Origin of the sequence: Sporocytophaga myxococcoides DSM 11118 (assembly GCF_000426725.1) — a bacterium.
GTDB lineage: Bacteria > Bacteroidota > Bacteroidia > Cytophagales > Cytophagaceae > Sporocytophaga > Sporocytophaga myxococcoides.
Genome location: NZ_AUFX01000004.1, coordinates 470,868 through 487,601 on the forward strand (window position 1 = coordinate 470,868; position 16,734 = coordinate 487,601).

General features: G+C 34.8%; 17 protein-coding genes. All 17 read right to left on the reverse strand.

Annotated elements, in window-relative coordinates; translation table 11 throughout:
• Positions 1–40 precede the first annotated feature (40 nt).
• On the reverse strand, positions 41–793 hold the full coding sequence (locus K350_RS0104875) for a hypothetical protein (protein WP_156026934.1): 753 nt from the start codon (positions 791–793) through the stop codon (positions 41–43).
• Between the two features lie 169 nt (positions 794–962).
• Positions 963–3,308: a peptidoglycan-binding domain-containing protein gene (locus K350_RS0104880; RefSeq protein ID WP_028978946.1), complete on the reverse strand. Its 2,346-nt coding sequence runs from the start codon at positions 3,306–3,308 to the stop codon at positions 963–965.
• Positions 3,295–5,256, reverse strand: a complete 1,962-nt coding sequence (locus K350_RS0104885) for a hypothetical protein (RefSeq protein ID WP_028978947.1) — start codon at positions 5,254–5,256, stop codon at positions 3,295–3,297. Before K350_RS0104885 ends, K350_RS0104880 begins: the two co-directional genes overlap by 14 nt.
• Positions 5,257–5,294: 38 nt before the next feature.
• Positions 5,295–5,927 carry a glycosyltransferase family 25 protein gene (locus K350_RS0104890; protein WP_028978948.1) on the reverse strand — a complete coding sequence of 211 codons (633 nt, stop codon included), beginning with the start codon at positions 5,925–5,927 and terminating at the stop codon, positions 5,295–5,297.
• A 14-nt stretch (positions 5,928–5,941) separates the two neighbouring features.
• Entirely contained in the window at positions 5,942–7,609 is a 1,668-nt protein-coding gene (locus K350_RS0104895) for a hypothetical protein (protein WP_028978949.1), read from the reverse strand.
• A gap of 311 nt (positions 7,610–7,920) precedes the next feature.
• Complete coding sequence (locus K350_RS0104900) at positions 7,921–8,475, reverse strand: hypothetical protein (protein ID WP_028978950.1); 555 nt, start codon at positions 8,473–8,475, stop codon at positions 7,921–7,923.
• 2 nt (positions 8,476–8,477) lie between these two features.
• Complete coding sequence (locus K350_RS0104905) at positions 8,478–8,825, reverse strand: hypothetical protein (RefSeq protein ID WP_028978951.1); 348 nt, start codon at positions 8,823–8,825, stop codon at positions 8,478–8,480.
• Between the two features lie 356 nt (positions 8,826–9,181).
• Positions 9,182–9,988 carry an IS110 family RNA-guided transposase gene (locus K350_RS27440; protein ID WP_211236714.1) on the reverse strand — a complete coding sequence of 269 codons (807 nt, stop codon included), beginning with the start codon at positions 9,986–9,988 and terminating at the stop codon, positions 9,182–9,184.
• Entirely contained in the window at positions 9,946–10,164 is a 219-nt protein-coding gene (locus K350_RS32690) for a hypothetical protein (protein WP_051312876.1), read from the reverse strand. The genes K350_RS27440 and K350_RS32690 overlap by 43 nt, the downstream gene beginning before the upstream one ends.
• Positions 10,165–10,514: 350 nt before the next feature.
• Complete coding sequence (locus K350_RS0104915) at positions 10,515–11,063, reverse strand: TIGR02594 family protein (RefSeq protein ID WP_028978952.1); 549 nt, start codon at positions 11,061–11,063, stop codon at positions 10,515–10,517.
• 113 nt (positions 11,064–11,176) lie between these two features.
• Positions 11,177–12,703 carry an SGNH/GDSL hydrolase family protein gene (locus tag K350_RS0104920; RefSeq protein WP_028978953.1) on the reverse strand — a complete coding sequence of 509 codons (1,527 nt, stop codon included), beginning with the start codon at positions 12,701–12,703 and terminating at the stop codon, positions 11,177–11,179.
• Positions 12,704–12,818: 115 nt separating this feature from the next.
• Positions 12,819–13,364 (reverse strand): DUF882 domain-containing protein, encoded by a 546-nt coding sequence (locus K350_RS0104925; RefSeq protein WP_028978954.1) that lies wholly within the window; start codon positions 13,362–13,364, stop codon positions 12,819–12,821.
• An 82-nt stretch (positions 13,365–13,446) separates the two neighbouring features.
• The gene (locus tag K350_RS0104930; RefSeq protein ID WP_028978955.1) at positions 13,447–13,956 is read right to left on the reverse strand and encodes a phage holin family protein; all 510 of its coding nucleotides are present in this window, start codon (positions 13,954–13,956) and stop codon (positions 13,447–13,449) included.
• Positions 13,957–14,636: 680 nt separating this feature from the next.
• Positions 14,637–14,951 carry a hypothetical protein gene (locus K350_RS0104935; RefSeq protein ID WP_028978956.1) on the reverse strand — a complete coding sequence of 105 codons (315 nt, stop codon included), beginning with the start codon at positions 14,949–14,951 and terminating at the stop codon, positions 14,637–14,639.
• An 81-nt stretch (positions 14,952–15,032) separates the two neighbouring features.
• Positions 15,033–15,230 carry a hypothetical protein gene (locus K350_RS0104940; RefSeq protein ID WP_028978957.1) on the reverse strand — a complete coding sequence of 66 codons (198 nt, stop codon included), beginning with the start codon at positions 15,228–15,230 and terminating at the stop codon, positions 15,033–15,035.
• 785 nt (positions 15,231–16,015) lie between these two features.
• Entirely contained in the window at positions 16,016–16,381 is a 366-nt protein-coding gene (locus K350_RS0104945) for a hypothetical protein (RefSeq protein WP_028978958.1), read from the reverse strand.
• A gap of 91 nt (positions 16,382–16,472) precedes the next feature.
• On the reverse strand, positions 16,473–16,703 hold the full coding sequence (locus K350_RS0104950) for a hypothetical protein (protein ID WP_028978959.1): 231 nt from the start codon (positions 16,701–16,703) through the stop codon (positions 16,473–16,475).
• Positions 16,704–16,734: the final 31 nt, after the last annotated feature.

Sequence of the window (16,734 nt, forward strand, 5' to 3'; positions counted from 1 at the left end):
TGATTAAAAATTTAAAAGTTGTTTATTATAAAAAATGCTTTTACTTATAATAAGTAAATTTTAGCATACTCACCTTTCGGTTTGGAAAAATCATCTCAATTGTATTGATAGTTCCATCGACATTGTATGTGTATTTTTTTATTGTTTTTGTGTGAGATATAAGGTTTATCATCTCTGATACTAGAAGTTTATTTAAGGAATTGTATGTATAAATATATCTGACATCCTTAGTTTTATATTCTATTAACCTTTTTTCTTGATCAAATACTTTTTCACTAGACACCTCAATCAATTTTCCATCAAAATTAAAATACCTTTCTATTACAGATGAACTGCTGTCAGTGTAACTATACAAATAATCAAAATAAGTATTTGAATGATTAGTACGCTCGTTTATTCTTATTAATCTATTAGAAGAATCGTAGATGTATTTACTAACTAAATAAAGCCTTGGAGTTATGACTTTCTTTTCCACTAACAGGCCATTTTTCCCATAGTTATATATAGAACTATCAAAATATAGCGGGTCGGACGCATCAGATTTTACGATGATTCTTGTACGCCCTGATTTTGATTTAATATATCTAGTGACATACCGTTTTTTGATATCCAAAGCATAAATTGTTGAAATTGTAAGAGTGTCATTAATGTATTTATATTCTTCTTCTTCTATATTCTGAAGATGCCTACTTACAAGTTTACCTGTAATCAGATCATATGTATAATCAGTAACTCCCAAAGCAGAGGAATCTTGGATCAATTCACAATTATCATTAAATAAATACTTATTCACCAAAATACTTTTTTCAATGGTCAAATTATCTCCAATTCTTTCTGATAAAATCTTTTTTATTCCAAGTTGACATACTAAAGCCGAGTCATAATGATTTTCAGCTACCTGCCCTTTTAGGATATAAGGGAGAAAAATAAAGACAAAAATGTAAATTCGATTTCTTTTCATTTTAGTTCCTAGAATTATACCAATTACGCATTACACCCCTAACATATCCATTGTTTAGTACACCTCCTTGTCCACCCAAATTTCTTAATCTTTCTTGAGAAGTCCCTCCACCATTATGCCTTCTGGCAGTGCATGCGGCAATTACCGCATCAGCATCTAATATGTTATTCAAATAGGTTGGGTTTTCGGATATATATTGATCTACTATTTGCTGAGTTTGTGCATTTGTATTATATTCTGTCCTTACACTATTAAAAGTTGACCTTACAACTAACTTACCAATTGCAAGACCGCTATTATCAGTCATGGCATTTCTGATATTTTGACCAATTGATGAACTTAGAATTGATTTCGTAACAAAACCATTTCTTATTTCACCTTGTTGACTTGGTGACTGGGAATAAAGATTCACGTCACTTCTTCTAAGGCCCAATAAATTAGTTATATAATTGAAATAACTACCTGGTGTATTGGCAGCACCACCTCGACCATATATTTGTGCAGCAGTGTTGATGGTAAGCATCTTTCGTAAGATGTTAACTTCAATCATATTACTGAGATAAACAATATCAAGACCTGTAACTAAGGAAAAAGCATTCCAATATGTTGTATCTTGAGAAATTCTTTCATTAGTTAGTCTAATTACAGCTCTATTATAAATAGGAGTACTAATTGCTTCACTAGTTAATATATTTACAACTCTGTCATAAAGAGTGGCATCAACAGCACCATCATCTTCGTCCAGTACAATATCTTCAATCCTAAAATAAATGGATTCCGTGTCTCTAGCGATTCCATTAACTAGAGATAATTCATCACTATCTAACCCATAATAATTCCTTAAAACCGTGTCGCTTATAATATGTGATAATGCAGTCGACCCAATAGTTTGTACTTTCCCAAAAGAAGTGGGGGTGTAAGATCCATTTCTTAAGCGAGCAGGAATTTCTCCATTACCATCAGATTCACTACGAATTATCGCTGTATATATTCTTTCCTGGTCTGGAGTTAAATCTCCTGTTGGAGCAGTTGCCATAGGATTAAGTGCATTGGGGTTGACATATGTGCCAGATCCGTATGTAGGATCGAAGAGAGCAAAAACCGTTCCTACTATTGTTTCCCAGATCGTTGTGTTATTCATCAATCTGTCATTACTATTAGGAGTATTAAGTTCAATAATACCAGTTGGCACATTCAAAGAAGCATTGGCCTGAAATTCCCTTAAGGCTTCTCGTGTTCTTGGGATACTAGATTGATTAATTGTGGCAGGAGTGCCAATACTAGAAACCTTTTCCCTCACATAATGCTCCGGCTTTAAGAACCCAAGTTCATGAAGTCTATCTTGGATAACTCTAACATCTGCCCTATTATTCTGAGGCACGGTCCCTCTTCTTGTGCTTCCTACAGAGTCTTGAATAAAGATCCCTTTGCTATTCGGTAATAAAGGATTTGACAAAATTCTAAGAGCACTGGACCTTGGCGCAATTATCCCTGCAGCCAAAGAGGTAAATCCTCTTATAATCTTAAATTCTTTAAGAGCTACAATCGTTTTAGGAATTTGAGATACATTAATAGTTGAAGTTCCTGTTACAGACACAAGTTCGTTATTAAAATCGGAAGTTGAAAGATAGCCCAACTCATTTAACCTTGTCTGAACTGCTGCTACATCTGTATTTTTATTTCCAGCAGGATTATTAGTAATTTCTCCAACTTCATTTTCAAGATTGATTAAACTTGGCCTGAATCGAGGTGGCTTATTAAGAACCTCTAACTCAGGACTATTCGGTCTGATTCTATTGAAACTCCCCATTACCATTTTAAAATTAAAATCTTTTATAGCATTGGTCAATGTATCCATGTTGTTTGGACTATCTAAAGGCAAGAAACCAAGGACTCTTAATCTATTTCTTACTAATTCAACGTCTGTCAGATTATTTGTAGCATTGGTGATATTCGGTATTACCCCACCGACATCTCCTGACAAAGCTATATGAGATATTTCGCCACGTCTCGGACGATTCATATTTAAAAATTTCAGCTCTGTTGATTTGGGACGAATTTGAACAAGGCGTATTCCTAATGCCATGCGGGTAAAATCAGAAATCGCACCAATTGTTTGCTCTAAACTTGTATCTGCTATTTGTGTAATTACTCCAGTGCCAGGATACTCTTGACCTAATTCGTTCTGGCTTAAAAAGCCCAGATTAATTAACCTATTTTGTAAGGCTCTTACATCATTAGCATTGTTAACACCATCGAGTCCAACAGTATTACTTAAGACGCAAGGACCATCGACAAGAACATTTTGGAAAACCTGAAGAGCCTCTGTTGTATTAAAGATTGCCATGTGAAAAAATTTTTATACCTGTAGAAAATTCATTTATTAAAATTTGCTGACTCTGTTCGATATAACCTCGTAAAGCAAGTTCAGCTACCGTGTAGCTTATGCCGTTATTATCCGTTTCATTAGCTTTATTAATTAGCCCTAGGTAAACTCTGTATTTAGGGATAAATCCAGTGACAATATTATTTAAAGAATTCCACTGAGAAGTCGTTAGTATAATAGAAAAATATTCTGAACTATCACAGCTTGAAAAATCCTCTGAGAAATCTGTCTCAAGAGTCAAATATCCAGCAGATAAAGTTTGATCCGCTAAATTTAAAGGTGTCTTAAATAATCTAACCCCCTTTATAGAATCTACAATACTTTCTAAAAACGCCTTAGACGTTTTATAAGCAATACTTTTTTGAGGAAACCTTTTATGCTCCTTTTCCTCAGTATTTCGCACATTGGAAGCAGAATAGAATAATTCAACAGCCTGGTCATATTTTGCAATACCTATACTGGCTGCGAAATCCTTTTTCAAATTTTGCCTAAAATCTATATAAACCTCATCATCATAAATCTTTGATTTCAGATTAGAATCACCTGCAAAAGGAATTACAAGACTAAATGGTGAAATAATATTATCAAGGTAATTTTGTGATCGTAATACGGTGCCTGAAGAAGCAGGATTATGACTTGGATCAAACCTCTTGTTATACTTCAATTTTATATAGCATGATACAGAAGTCGTTGCCCCCCCATCCCTATTAAGAGTTGTTAACGAAAATTCATTTGTGTGACCTGAAGTAACCGTCAGATCATAAAATCTACCTTTCCCCTTTGGCTCTTTAGGATATGTTTGGCTTGGATAACCACTGCATACATACATTAAGGGAAGGGTATTATCACCACCTCCATCTGGCATTTGAATTCTTATCAAATTTCTTTTTAAAGTATTGCCCACAGGGAAATCAGAATTTTCAAGAATCAATATTGGCCACCCATTTCTATAATAGTTGATAGACGAAGGAGTTGAAGATACATCGAAAGCAGCATTAATTGTTGTACCATAATTCTTAAAATAATTGAATGAATGATTAAATTCATTTCTTATATCAAGATAGATCCTATTCTTATTGTTAAACTTCGCAAGTATAGTATCATAAACTTCGTTTCCTCTTAATCTGTCACTATTATCAGAAGTGGACCTTTTCACTCTAATCTGAGAATGACTAAAACAACCAAAAAACGCACAAGGGTCAATGTAATTTAAAATCTCCTCTTTGTCATGCCAGTGCTCAAACATCTGAGCCTGCGTTGGACTAACTGGAAGTGTATTTACTTCGATGATATTTTTGTTTGCTCTCGCAACACTTAATTTCGGATCAAAACCAATAGACTCTGTTAAGATTTCAATACCAAAAGATGATGCATTAAATTTTCCAATTTTCCATCCGGACTTTACAACCGGGAATTGATTGGCAACATTGTCTCTATAGAAGATATCATCGATTGAACCACTGTCAGGGAAAGCTGGAGCTTTTAAATCTATTCCTAAAGCCTCTTTAGGAGGATTTTCGGAAGTCCCAGTGCTAGCATTTTTTGCTGTTTGAGATTCCCAGATGCTTTTGGTTAAATCATTGCTCGTTGAAACTGCAATTTCGTTTCCATTGAATAAACTATCTTTCTTAATACCTCTGTAAATGATAAATTTAATTTTAGAAAAAGCGAAAGGCGGTTGGCTTAGAGGCTTAAGAATAAGATTTACCAAGTTCGCATTTGAACCATCTTCCTGTACACAAACAACTCCATCAGAGATTGCATAAGCATTTGAATCTGAACTGGAGCTATGTATACTTGTTACCTGGTACTTATCTTTCCCTCCCGAAGACCCTGCAGGGCCAAATGCACCAATCTGTGCCTGGCTGCTTAAAAGATCTATATCAGTAAAAAAATAAAAATTAGCCATTTTAAAAATTATATTTAAATTATAAATATTGAATATTACTACCTCAAAAAACTATAATCTACTTTTCTCTCTGCAATATCAGAATAGGATGGACGCTGGTAGGCCATATTCGGAAAAAAGCAATAGGTCTTTCCTCTCGGCTGAATAATATCCATCGTTATGTGATCTATAGGCATGTCCATCTTTTCAAGCTGTTCGAGATAAAAATCATAACAAGTCTCTTTGATTGCATAGCAGTGAAGACAACTTGATTTTTGAACTCTATAAATATGAAAATTGATCTTCATAAGATGTTCAAGATGTGCTCCCCCCATTAGGATCATCTCCCAATCGGAAGGTATAGTATGGAAATTATCTGCGAGACGTTTTGATAAACCATTATTAAATTCAACATCATCTTCCAGTATCAGAATTGACTTATATCCCTTTAGCTTTGCATCTTGAATAATCTTAGCGGTTGTCATCGAAAGACCCATGCTACCAGAGTTCCATGCATACTCAGGTATACCATGTGGATTGATAAATTTATCCAAATGATCTTTACCATAAACTGCTGTTATAATTTCCGGCTCAAAATCAAAATTTTTGCACTCTGATAATGCTCTATCTAACCTATCCTTTCTGTGCTTTAGGTTGATGAGATAAGTATGATCGAAATAGTTTTGAAACATATTAATGTTAGATTTTAAGAGAAAGTCACTAAACTTGCCACGCCCGCAGAACTTATGGACCAATACTTTAGCTGACCGTCTGGTTGAATCAAATTAACTGTCCGACCTGAATAATTAGATGTTATTGTCATTGACGTAATAGTAGGTATCTCAAGTCTGAACGAAGTGAGGACAACAGCACTAAAGTCTTTATTCTTTACTCCAGGAGCTAGATAAATATCCTCGCTATTCGCTCTAAACTGATTTCCTTCACAGCCCACATCTAAAATTATTCTGTTCCCTCGGATTTTGTTAGATTTACACAGTGCACCTAAAGTGTTCGAGCTAAATGCTCCGTAAGAAGAATATCCTGATCCAGCATCCAAAAATTCATTATTCGCACAACCATTTCCCAAAGTATTATTATTTGCGCCTGAACCTATAACATTGTTAAAGCAGCTATTATGCAAAAAATTATAACCACTTCCATGAAACGAGTTCCATTTACATTCGTTCAACAACGTATTCGCAGTAGAACTAAACATAAAATTACCAGCGCAAGAGTTTCCAAAATTATTATTGTAAGAACCTCTTAAAACATTATACGAACATGATGTCCCGAAAGAATTTCCTAAAGAGGACTCCAGGTATAACGCCGAATTCCATGGACCAACGATATTATTATTAGAACCATTGAGTGAAATATCTGAACAGTTATCACCAATTACATTCGAATAAGATGTATCTATCCTAATGTTTTTACAACCATGCCCGATTTCAAAGTTATAGCAACTACCTGCAAACGTCATATCAGAAGAACCTTCACCTATAGTAATATTTTTAGAGCCCTCTTTAAACACAATATTATTGTATTTCCCATTCACATCTCTACCGATTGAAATATTTTCACAGCTCCCATTAAAGGTCTCAAAATAATTAACCAAAGTATCACCAACTGCATTGATCAATTTTCCAAAAACAAACAACAATCTTTCCGATGCAAAATCCAAAAAACTATTAAACATCAGTCTCGTCCAATAGATCTCGTTATTGATTGAAATCACCTGAGCTGCGTTGTGAGCTCTCCTACATAAATAAAATTGGTTACTATCCAAAACAATATCATTCAAGTTATAGTTTTTGGAAGAACTCCAGACTAAATCTGGGTTGACAGCTGCAGTAATACTTCTCCACCTTCTAAACCTTACATTTCTGAAATCATACCATGTTTCAAGATTACGTTTAGTATCTTTTCTATATGTAATTTTTCCATCTCTGTCTGTAGTGCCATCTTCGCATTTGGAGGCTTGGGCACTCAAAATGTCTATGTGAATTATATCCTCGGGAAAATATACAGAATATGCTGATGGTGACAACTTATTCTCTGATATAGCAATCACAATTAGTCTTTCCGGAGCTTCTGTTCTAATTTCTCCATAAGACACACCTTCTACTCCTGTGTTAGGGACAATATACTTCGTTTGAAAATCAAACGCATAAACAGTCCCCGGCTTTAACTGACTATTCGCAACCATAGTCCGAAGATCTGCCACCGTCGTATCAATCTTCCCTGCATACTGAGGCAGCTGATCAAGACGAACTTTTCTGGTGACCTTTGAATTAGTGCCCTGAACTATAGGAAGAACATCACTTCCATTTACTGAAGTAACCTGATCCAGAGCGGAAATTTTAGAATTTGCCATAATTAAAATTTTTTTAAAAGTTTTTATTAAAAATCGATATGAAAAAAGAAACTCATCTATGAACAATAGCATCTTGCATTGCCATCATCTTCTTCTGAAAAGAAAGTTTCTTATTGAATATAACTACTAAACACAGATCTCATTATCACGCTTGCTCTATTAATAATAACTCAAACATAGAAGCTATTGTCGCAATTCATTTGCGAAGCAAGAAACAAAGTGATAATTATAATATGATTTTAAACTATCCATCAATAATCAACTGATATACATCTTTCTTTAGATAGTATTAACTACAGGTATTGCAAGGCTTATCGTATGACTATCAAACTCGTAAACAAAAGCCCTCCAATAACAAAACCTCCAGCACCCCAAAGAATCTTTGAACCAATACTTTTCCACTTCTCAGCTTTGATCGTTTGTCTGGCTTCATTTAAATCTTTCTTCATTGACTCCATGTTCTTCAACAACTTATCATTGTCATTACTTAATACATCAAGCTTAACTTTTGTATCTCTTTCATAGCCTTTGATAAAAGTTGTTACTGACTTCATGTTTGTATACATAGAATCAACATTGCTCTGAATCACAGATAAGTCGAAAGACAAACCATTGAGAGAGCCTGATAGATTTTTTACTTTATTAAGGTCGTTTGCACATCTCACAAATTCTATAAGTCCCGTTTTATTTATAATATAAAGCGTATCATACTCGAACCTCAGCGTCTTATTCTTTATACCAATCAAGGTATCAACATCAACCAAACCATTATCGGACTTTTCTCTGATTATGATATCCTGTGATGGCTGCCCTAACAATACTGAATATATTCCGCAAAAAGTCAGTGTAAAAATTATTGCCTTCATAACTAGTGAATTTGAATTGACCTGATACCATCAACGGTTCTTCTTATTTCGTTAATTGTTTTATTTGCATTGTTAAAATTCGCGTCAAGATTTTTTTTAATAACAGTATTCATTGAGTCTACCTCGTTCACTTTCAACACCAATGCTTTACTTTCTTTTTTAAGATCTTCAATTGTCACTCTTTGTGCTTCAATAATGTCTCTTGAGGCTCTCACTTCATTTAATACATGAGTCAATATTTCTCTTGACTCTCTAAGATTGCTTGATTGCTTTAAAAGGAAAAAGCCCTGGATACATATCAATGCTACTGCAGCACATAAGACATATAGAATTATATTTCTATTCTCCATAATTATAAACTAATGAACGACTTTGTAAACACAACAACCAATGGCTTTGTCATCCTGAGTCCTGCGAAGGATCTGATATCAAAAGATAATTTGCAATTTCAATTGACAACTTAACAGATAGTCAAATTTCATTCTTTGGGAAAGCCCAGATGTTTCGCAAGCTCAACATGAACTGTGTTCATTTCAAAATTTCCCTTAATATTTTGCAGAATAATATTTTGTTGTTTTTCTATTAATCAAAATATTGTCAACCTTCCGCCCTGAATTAAAGGTTTACATTTTTTAAAGTAGCACACAGCGGTTGGAGCTTTTGTCAGAACAATTGAACAGATCACAACTTCTTTAAATCTTCACATCTATGTTAGTTGTTCAATTGTTCTGGCAAAAGTAGGTTTGTAATCATGCTGATATTCAATCCCACTTTTGGCTATTGCAAATGCTTGTTTTATAAGCTTATTTACTACTGCTATCATTGCTACTTTGAAAGGCTTCCCCTTCTCTCTGAGTCGTCCATATAATTCTCTACATGCCTTGTTACATCTAATTGCTGACCAACCAGCCATATACAATATTTTGCGGACTTGGGACATTCCTAATTTGCAAATACGTCCTCGACCTTTTACAGATGTCCCTGACTCAAATATTCTTGGTGCGACTCCATAATAAGAGATAACCTGTTTATAATTATCAAAATCACGAAACCCATTAGTCGTAATGATAAATAAACTTGCAGTTCTAGGACCTATTCCTGGGATAGATTGTAGATTGTGAACCAATTCTCTGTTTTCCTTATCCAGAAGATCTTTTATCTCTTTTTCCTTCCTGGCTATCTTCTCATCATAGTCTGCTATTTCTTCTTCAAGCTCTTTCTCCAATTCTTTGTTGAGTATTCCTGTATGTCTGAATGAATGAAGTTGATTAGTTACCATCGTTCTTCGCTTTTTTAATCCCTCAAGGTAGGTTTCTAATTGTTGTGTCATTAGAATTATCTCTGAAGTAGGTTCCCAAAGCTGGGGTGTTTCTGACTCCCCATAACGAGCTATCATCATTGCATCCTTCTTATCGGTTTTCGCCCTGACGAGCTTCATCTGACAATATCTTTTTATAACCAGAGGATTTACTACAGATACAGAAACTCCTCTTTCTTTAAGAAAATATGCCAAGGCATGTAATAAGGCCCAGAGGCTTCCATAACTACAAGACGGCTTGATTTTGCCAATTCATAAATTCTCATAAATCCAGTCGGATTATTTAAGAAACTTCCCAAAGATTTAGCCTTGCCTCCTTCAGATTTGCCAACGTCTAGTGTTGCTTTTGAACAATCGATTCCTATAACCATTTTATATCAAATTTTTTCAAGCACATCTTATGTTTAACTTATCTATCGTATAAACAGGTTCTAGACCTAGTGAACTGTCCAAGTTTTAATAAGAAGTGAAGGGGGCTTGCATGCTGAAGAGTCTTATTTGACTAATGACAAAACTTAGCCTTTATCCTTCACTTTTGCTTGTAGCTTGCAAAATAATATTTTGTTTATATTTCTTTTCGGATTCTTTTCTCAAACTTACGATGACAAAAAGAAAGATACTCTTGACGCTCTCCTCCCAGGGATGAGAGCCTTCCTCCGTCTTTAAGAGATTAGTACCTATGCATACTTAAAACAGATCTACCAATGACTTATATATCGCTTTATTCTTCGTTGCTTGAAATAAGACCAGAGCTGTTTAGTAACACTCTTCTCACATTAGATGGTTGCGCAATATAATCCGCTCTTCTCGCTGTATATAATCTGTTCTTTTCTATCCTGGTGATACATACTCTATCACTCTGATTACCTCCGAGAACATGGAAACATGAATTGTCTTCCCCAACATAAAGGCCAACGTGACCTGCAGATTTTCCATCCTTAGTTTTTCTTACAAAAACAAGCACATCACCTAACATAGGCACATCTGTTGCTTTCCCGAACGTTCCCCAATTCAAGGCCCACAATGGGTCCTTCACAACTTGTTTTGAACTTCTCTTCGCCACAACTGCCATAAACAGTCCACACCATGGTATCTCATCGGCCTTGTATACATCTGATACACCACCTCCTATTTCCTTTGCCCATTGAAGAATTACCGGATTATTTGCAGTCCCAGGTTTTTCCATTGTGCCGTAAAGCGCAAGTGCATTTTTTAACATCACTGGCCCCTGCTCTTCAGTAAGCCAACTGTATTTTGGTTCGATTGTCATAAGTATGCTAGTACTATAAAAACAAATGGATGAAAAAAGGAGATTTTTAGTCTCTCACCATTCTATGATAAAAATGAGTTATAATATATAAAATCAGGTTTCACAAAGTCCTATTAAGGCGTTCCATATTCATAGAGTACACCACAATTGGTATATGCCTGTCCACCTGCACCTGGGGTAACTGTTACAATAAACTGATCACTTCCATTCAATGCAATCCTTGTTGATTCAGTTGCTCCAAAGGTTACTGTCTGTGTTTTATTCTGAAAACATTCCAGACTATGTGTCTCACTTCCGATTGTCCAAATAGTTTCTCTTGGCGCTGTGGCAGATGAAGCATTTGACCGGGAGCCGAATAATACCAGTTTATATTTCTTCCCTGCCCTTCCGGTAACTGTTATACTCCTTGCTGCAGTATTATTAAGTGCTGTTCTCATTGCTTCAGATGGAAAGCTATATCCAGTCCCCATGTCTACTGTTTCACCATTAGAAACGGTTGAAAACGAAGGTGTTTTTATTTTTAAACCTGATGATGTTCCCAGACTATTTAATAATGATATGTCCGCTGAGGATATGCCGATATTATTGTATTGAGGTACTACTATTGTGCTTGCACCGAAGTTAAAATACACTGTTTGTAGCAACTGAATCCCCGGAACCATACTGGAAACTACTGTCGAATAATAAGAATCCAATCTGGGAGCTAAAGCCTTTGCTTTGATCCTATAGTAATAAGTAGTATTTGCAACTGCACTATTGTCCTGATAAATAGTCTGAAACGGTGTTAACGTAGTTAGCTCTGTGTAACCGCTAACAGCAGTCTGAGATCTTTCAATGACATATTCATCAACCCTTGCCGTCTCATTAATAACTGATGAAATCACTGCAAGCGCCTGCTCAAACATTATCTGATGTCCTGCGTCATTAAAGTGTGTATCATCATACCTCAGATTGGTGAGTGCAGTTAAATTGGTAGTTGTGTTTTCAGGAGTCCTCCAAACCAGATTATCGAAAAAGTTAATATATGTATCAAAATTGCTTTTAACATACTCTGATAATGTTTCCAGGTTTGTGCGCCTCACAATGTTAGTGCCAGTTCTAGGTTGTGTTGTAGTAGGAATAAACATTGCACCTGAAGCTTCAACAAGGGTTTTTATAGCCTGATAGTTAGGAACTATCTCAGTTGCTATATCATAACCACCTGTGACTATGTCATTACCTGCATTGGCGAATATTACAATGTCAGGATTAAATGACAATGCCTTTGTTACGTTACATTCAGGATCCGGAAGAGGATAACCTGCTGGTGGAACAAAGCCTGTTTCACGGAACTGGTAACTTCCGTAGCCACCATGAGCTATATTCTGAACATCGATGCTTGCGCTATACGCTGGTAGCGACGCTTTTAATAATTCAACCCATGAGTGCGCCAGATCAGAAGCTCCTTCGCCTTTAGCAGACGAGGATCCGATCACAACAATTGTTAATTTTCGTCTGAGTGTTTCATTTGTATCACCCAGGGTTAATTTAAGTCCGCTAGGCGCTTCACTAGGGTATGGAGATACAGTTAGTGTGGGAGTTGCAAGATTTTCCTGATCTTGAGTAAATCCCATCATTGAAAAAAGTCCAGCTAATAGCATGTTTTTAGATGTTTTATGAAATTATTAAAAAAGATCTCATAACCTCTTCTCTTAATTTCTTGGATTTAGTTTAATTACATTAATTATATTTTTTAATAATAGCCTATAAAGCTTATTACCATGTCATACTTTGCTCCCACACGTCAGGGTGTGGTTTGGAATGGAATGGTTTACCTTTGGCATAATATTCAGGACAAACATCAATATGTATAAAAGACTGATCTGCCTGCAGGTATTCTTCATAGCCTATTCTGATTTTTATTCCAAGCTTAGAAGAAACCTCTTTCAATTTCTTTACACGTTCCCTTGTCTGGATGATAGAATCGGTATCTATGTCAACAGCCATTTTTGCAACATGTGGCGAAAATTTAGCTGCCCGGTATCCTGCTCTTCTCAATTGTTCCTGCTTCGCATTGCTTCTATTGAAAGCATTGATCTTTAAAGGCACTCCCAAAGTTTCTCTCAAACCATCCATAACCCGGATTAACTGTTCATTCACAATAAGCTCACCGTATTCTTTAAGATCCTGCATAAATTTTGGTTCTTTAAGACTGAAATGCTTACCTATCTGATCTGACCCAGCTTTCAGATCATATTTTTCATGCCATTCTTTCAATGTGGTGAACTGGCCATTCTTTAATATTACAGTGATTGCATTCATAATATTGATAAAAAATTTTAAGCTTTCTGATGATCCATGTTATCGCACAGTATATAAATGTTCACAGTAAAAAAATAGAGCGTTATAAAGTATTACCTATTCTGGATTTTATTTTATCAATCCAATATGTTTTTCTTTTGCCTTGGATAATCGCGGCATTCTCAAGGATGCTTATGATGTGCTCTGCAACAATCTGAACAACAAAGAACAAGTGAAGCCATTCAAAAATTTCTGCCACTGTATCGCTTCCCCTCTCTCTGTAAGAGTTTGAGAAGACATAGGGAACTGCTATCAGAATAAGATAACAAGCGGACTTCACGGTAAATCTTGCAAACTTCTGACTGCTGAAATTTTGCCTTCTTATATGAGATGCATAGACTCCACTCAGGATTTCTATGATCATGGCAATTATCAAAGCTCCGAATGCCAATTCATCAAGTCCGAATATTTTGTTTATAACTGAAACCGGAATGCCCAGGATCATAAAAAAAGTGAGGAGATTGTACTTAATGGTAGGCAATAAGCTTTGTACAAATTCGAATGAGTTGTTAAATTCAAATCCTGCTAAAATGTTTGATAGGTAATTTTTCATAATTAAAACTGTTTTTATTTTAAGCCGTCCTCCGGCTTTTGTATGCTAAACAAATGCCGCAGCCTTACGGGGCGTATAGCATTATAAATGGATCGGAGAAGACATGAGCATTTTTTTCTGTTTAAACAATAAGCTAAAAATATGTCTCCGTTTCCCAGCTCGTAAATCTTCTGCCAATCCTAAAAATGTTCTTGTGACGTCGATTATGATACAAATGTGCACTATGATTTTTCAGATTACAAATTGCCTTTTGGCCTTACTAACACTGATGCAGAGCCAGATGTATCTATGTGCGGTATGATACTTTTTCAATTCTGATTTTCTTAATAAGTAAGCTCTGAAACTTAAAGACATGTAACTCACAAAATATTTTTTTGCAGGTCAACCAAAATATCTTTTGCAAAGCTGAAGTTTACATAAAAATTTAACTCAATCTGGAACGCTTATGAAACAAGTGAAGACGCATTCTTTCATTTTGAGATAAGAAGACTTATACAAAATCATTTTATCCTCAGGTTTCAAATGTTTAACAAGAAAATTCATTAATAAAAAAAAGCCCTGCTATTGAGGGCTTCATTGAAAATACGTTTAGAAACTTAGATAGAACTCTTATCTCACTCAAAGATGGTTGTTCTTAATAACTGTATTAGTAATTATTTATTTAAAAATTAATGTTTCGCTTACCAGTTTAAATGAGCATACTTTTTTACAAAAAATATTTTATTAGGCCTATCATCCTTAAGATGTTTTAGAATATGTATGTTATCCTGAATTATATCAGGTATCGTTGCAGTGCTTAAGAAGAATTCATTAGCCAGAGCCTCTATAATGGCCGTGTAGCGCATGTCTGAAAAGTTTCCGTAAAAATAGTAACGATGAATTAAGCACTCATTTCGTTTTGCATGAAGTTCAGAGCTGCGTCCTTTCTTTTTTGTCCCCGAGGTTGTAGAAGACTCTTCAAAGATATCTGTAAACAAGGTTAGTGATCCGCGCATAATTGTATACTAGTTTTTAATGTTGGCATGAAAGCGCCTGAAGTTTGAATAGGGATAGAAATAATTTTAAAAGGTTTTGGATTATAAGTCCGATAAAAGGTCGATTAATATTACAGCATGTTGTTCATCTCCATGCCTCTTGTCTGGCGAAAGGGCATACCACCTCAGAGCGCTGGCCAAAGCTGACTTTATGTACCTTCGTCTTTCTTCAGCATCCTTGGCGAAAATTGTAATTTTGTTTTCGAGGGCAGTAGTTAGGGGCTCTGTTCTTTTCATCATTTTACAAAAATTAAATAGTACTATAAAAATTTTATCAAGTTACTGGTAAACGGAAAATCATATCATTGTATTTTCCTTCAACTAAATAAAAACAATATTTATGCCTGTTTTAATTTAGTTGGTCTCACTAAACTATCAAATATGCTCGCAATTCATTTGCATTACTGAATAATTGTAAAGCAATATTTGCCATATCGACATACCATCCTTTAACTCAATCATATAGGATGATGGTGATATCAATCATTCTATATTGCCATTGCTTTATAGCACATGATGAGTTTCAGTCACTTTGATTTCACTGGCTTTGCTGTAATCTGATATTGAGCTGGTTCTTTCTGTCTCAATCAAAAATGCTATATATATATTTAAGTATCTATTTATAATTTGCTACAGCAATGCTGCTTATTCATTGTCATACAAGTCTTATATAGTTGTATCTCTACAACTCAATTCATAACAAATTAATATACAGCCTTCTCTAGCCACTGTATTCATTGATAGAATAACATCTGTCTTTGCTTTGAAAAATGTGTGGCATTGTCCCCAAGATTAATTTTAAGAAACAGGAATCTCAAAAAAAAAAATATCAAAGCTCTTCAAAGATTCAGTATCAAATGATTCCATTACATAGCCCTTTATAATCGTTTAAAAATCCTTTGTAACATATTGATTCATGCTGCCATGAGCCTTGATACTGTTGCTTTTCTATTAAGAAAATGTTGAAGGAATTAACAATTTAAATCTTATCTAAAAATCAATTACTTAATCAAACACCTTTATGATTACACCATTTGCATAGATATCTGCTTTACTATTTTTCCTGCAAGGATATTATGAAAAGGGTGTTCAAAATCAATTTCGTTGAACCATAAGAATAATGTACGGGCCTGTGATCGTGATAATTTTATAGTTGTATTATCTGAACAGGTTTGGAATTTTTTCTCTAAGCTTTTCTTTAATTCTTCCAATATCAGAATCTCCAATTCATGCTCATCATCAACAGGTTGAGCTGACAGACATATGAAAATCATAATTCCGATATCACTCAGATCGGACTTCTTAACTTTTATCAAATAACAATCTCTCGCTACTGCTGTAAATCTTGCATTCGATAAATCATTGGTGGGTGAAAATATACTAGTACGCATCTTTGAACTGCTTTATAAATTTGTTCAGATTTAATTTATTAGAATGTATGTTTTGTATCCTGACCATATTGGTAGTGTGAAAATGAATTATCTAAGAATCCTTTTTATATCTTTCCAACTCTTCATTGATTTCATTAAGCTTTCGCTGCGATTTAAGATACTCTTCATGTATCTCTTCTATCATCTCATTAATCTTTAATAGCGACTTAAAATGCTCTTCGTTGAGCTCTTGCATCTTATATTCTATCAATCTTTGTTCCTTTAACAGTCTCTGTATTTTTATAAGTCGTTGAGTTTCCCTGCAGAATGTATTTGCTTCCATTGATATAAATTTTTATATGTTCTTAGAATAT

Excerpts from the sequence above, each read along its gene's own strand:
- K350_RS0104880 (WP_028978946.1), bottom strand. The coding sequence starts at position 3,308 with ATGGCAATCTTTAATACAACAGAGGCTCTTCAGGTTTTCCAAAATGTT.
- K350_RS0104915 (WP_028978952.1), bottom strand. The coding sequence starts at position 11,063 with ATGACAATCGAACCAAAATACAGTTGGCTTACTGAAGAGCAGGGGCCA.
- K350_RS0104940 (WP_028978957.1), bottom strand. The coding sequence starts at position 15,230 with ATGATGAAAAGAACAGAGCCCCTAACTACTGCCCTCGAAAACAAAATT.
- K350_RS32690 (WP_051312876.1), bottom strand. The coding sequence starts at position 10,164 with ATGGTTATAGGAATCGATTGTTCAAAAGCAACACTAGACGTTGGCAAA.
- K350_RS0104930 (WP_028978955.1), bottom strand. The coding sequence starts at position 13,956 with ATGAAAAATTACCTATCAAACATTTTAGCAGGATTTGAATTTAACAAC.
- K350_RS0104905 (WP_028978951.1), bottom strand. The coding sequence starts at position 8,825 with ATGGAGAATAGAAATATAATTCTATATGTCTTATGTGCTGCAGTAGCA.
- K350_RS0104890 (WP_028978948.1), bottom strand. The coding sequence starts at position 5,927 with ATGTTTCAAAACTATTTCGATCATACTTATCTCATCAACCTAAAGCAC.
- K350_RS0104950 (WP_028978959.1), bottom strand. The coding sequence starts at position 16,703 with ATGGAAGCAAATACATTCTGCAGGGAAACTCAACGACTTATAAAAATA.
- K350_RS0104935 (WP_028978956.1), bottom strand. The coding sequence starts at position 14,951 with ATGCGCGGATCACTAACCTTGTTTACAGATATCTTTGAAGAGTCTTCT.
- K350_RS0104895 (WP_028978949.1), bottom strand. The coding sequence starts at position 7,609 with ATGGCAAATTCTAAAATTTCCGCTCTGGATCAGGTTACTTCAGTAAAT.
- K350_RS0104900 (WP_028978950.1), bottom strand. The coding sequence starts at position 8,475 with ATGAAGGCAATAATTTTTACACTGACTTTTTGCGGAATATATTCAGTA.
- K350_RS0104885 (WP_028978947.1), bottom strand. The coding sequence starts at position 5,256 with ATGGCTAATTTTTATTTTTTTACTGATATAGATCTTTTAAGCAGCCAG.
- K350_RS0104925 (WP_028978954.1), bottom strand. The coding sequence starts at position 13,364 with ATGAATGCAATCACTGTAATATTAAAGAATGGCCAGTTCACCACATTG.
- K350_RS0104945 (WP_028978958.1), bottom strand. The coding sequence starts at position 16,381 with ATGCGTACTAGTATATTTTCACCCACCAATGATTTATCGAATGCAAGA.
- K350_RS0104920 (WP_028978953.1), bottom strand. The coding sequence starts at position 12,703 with ATGCTATTAGCTGGACTTTTTTCAATGATGGGATTTACTCAAGATCAG.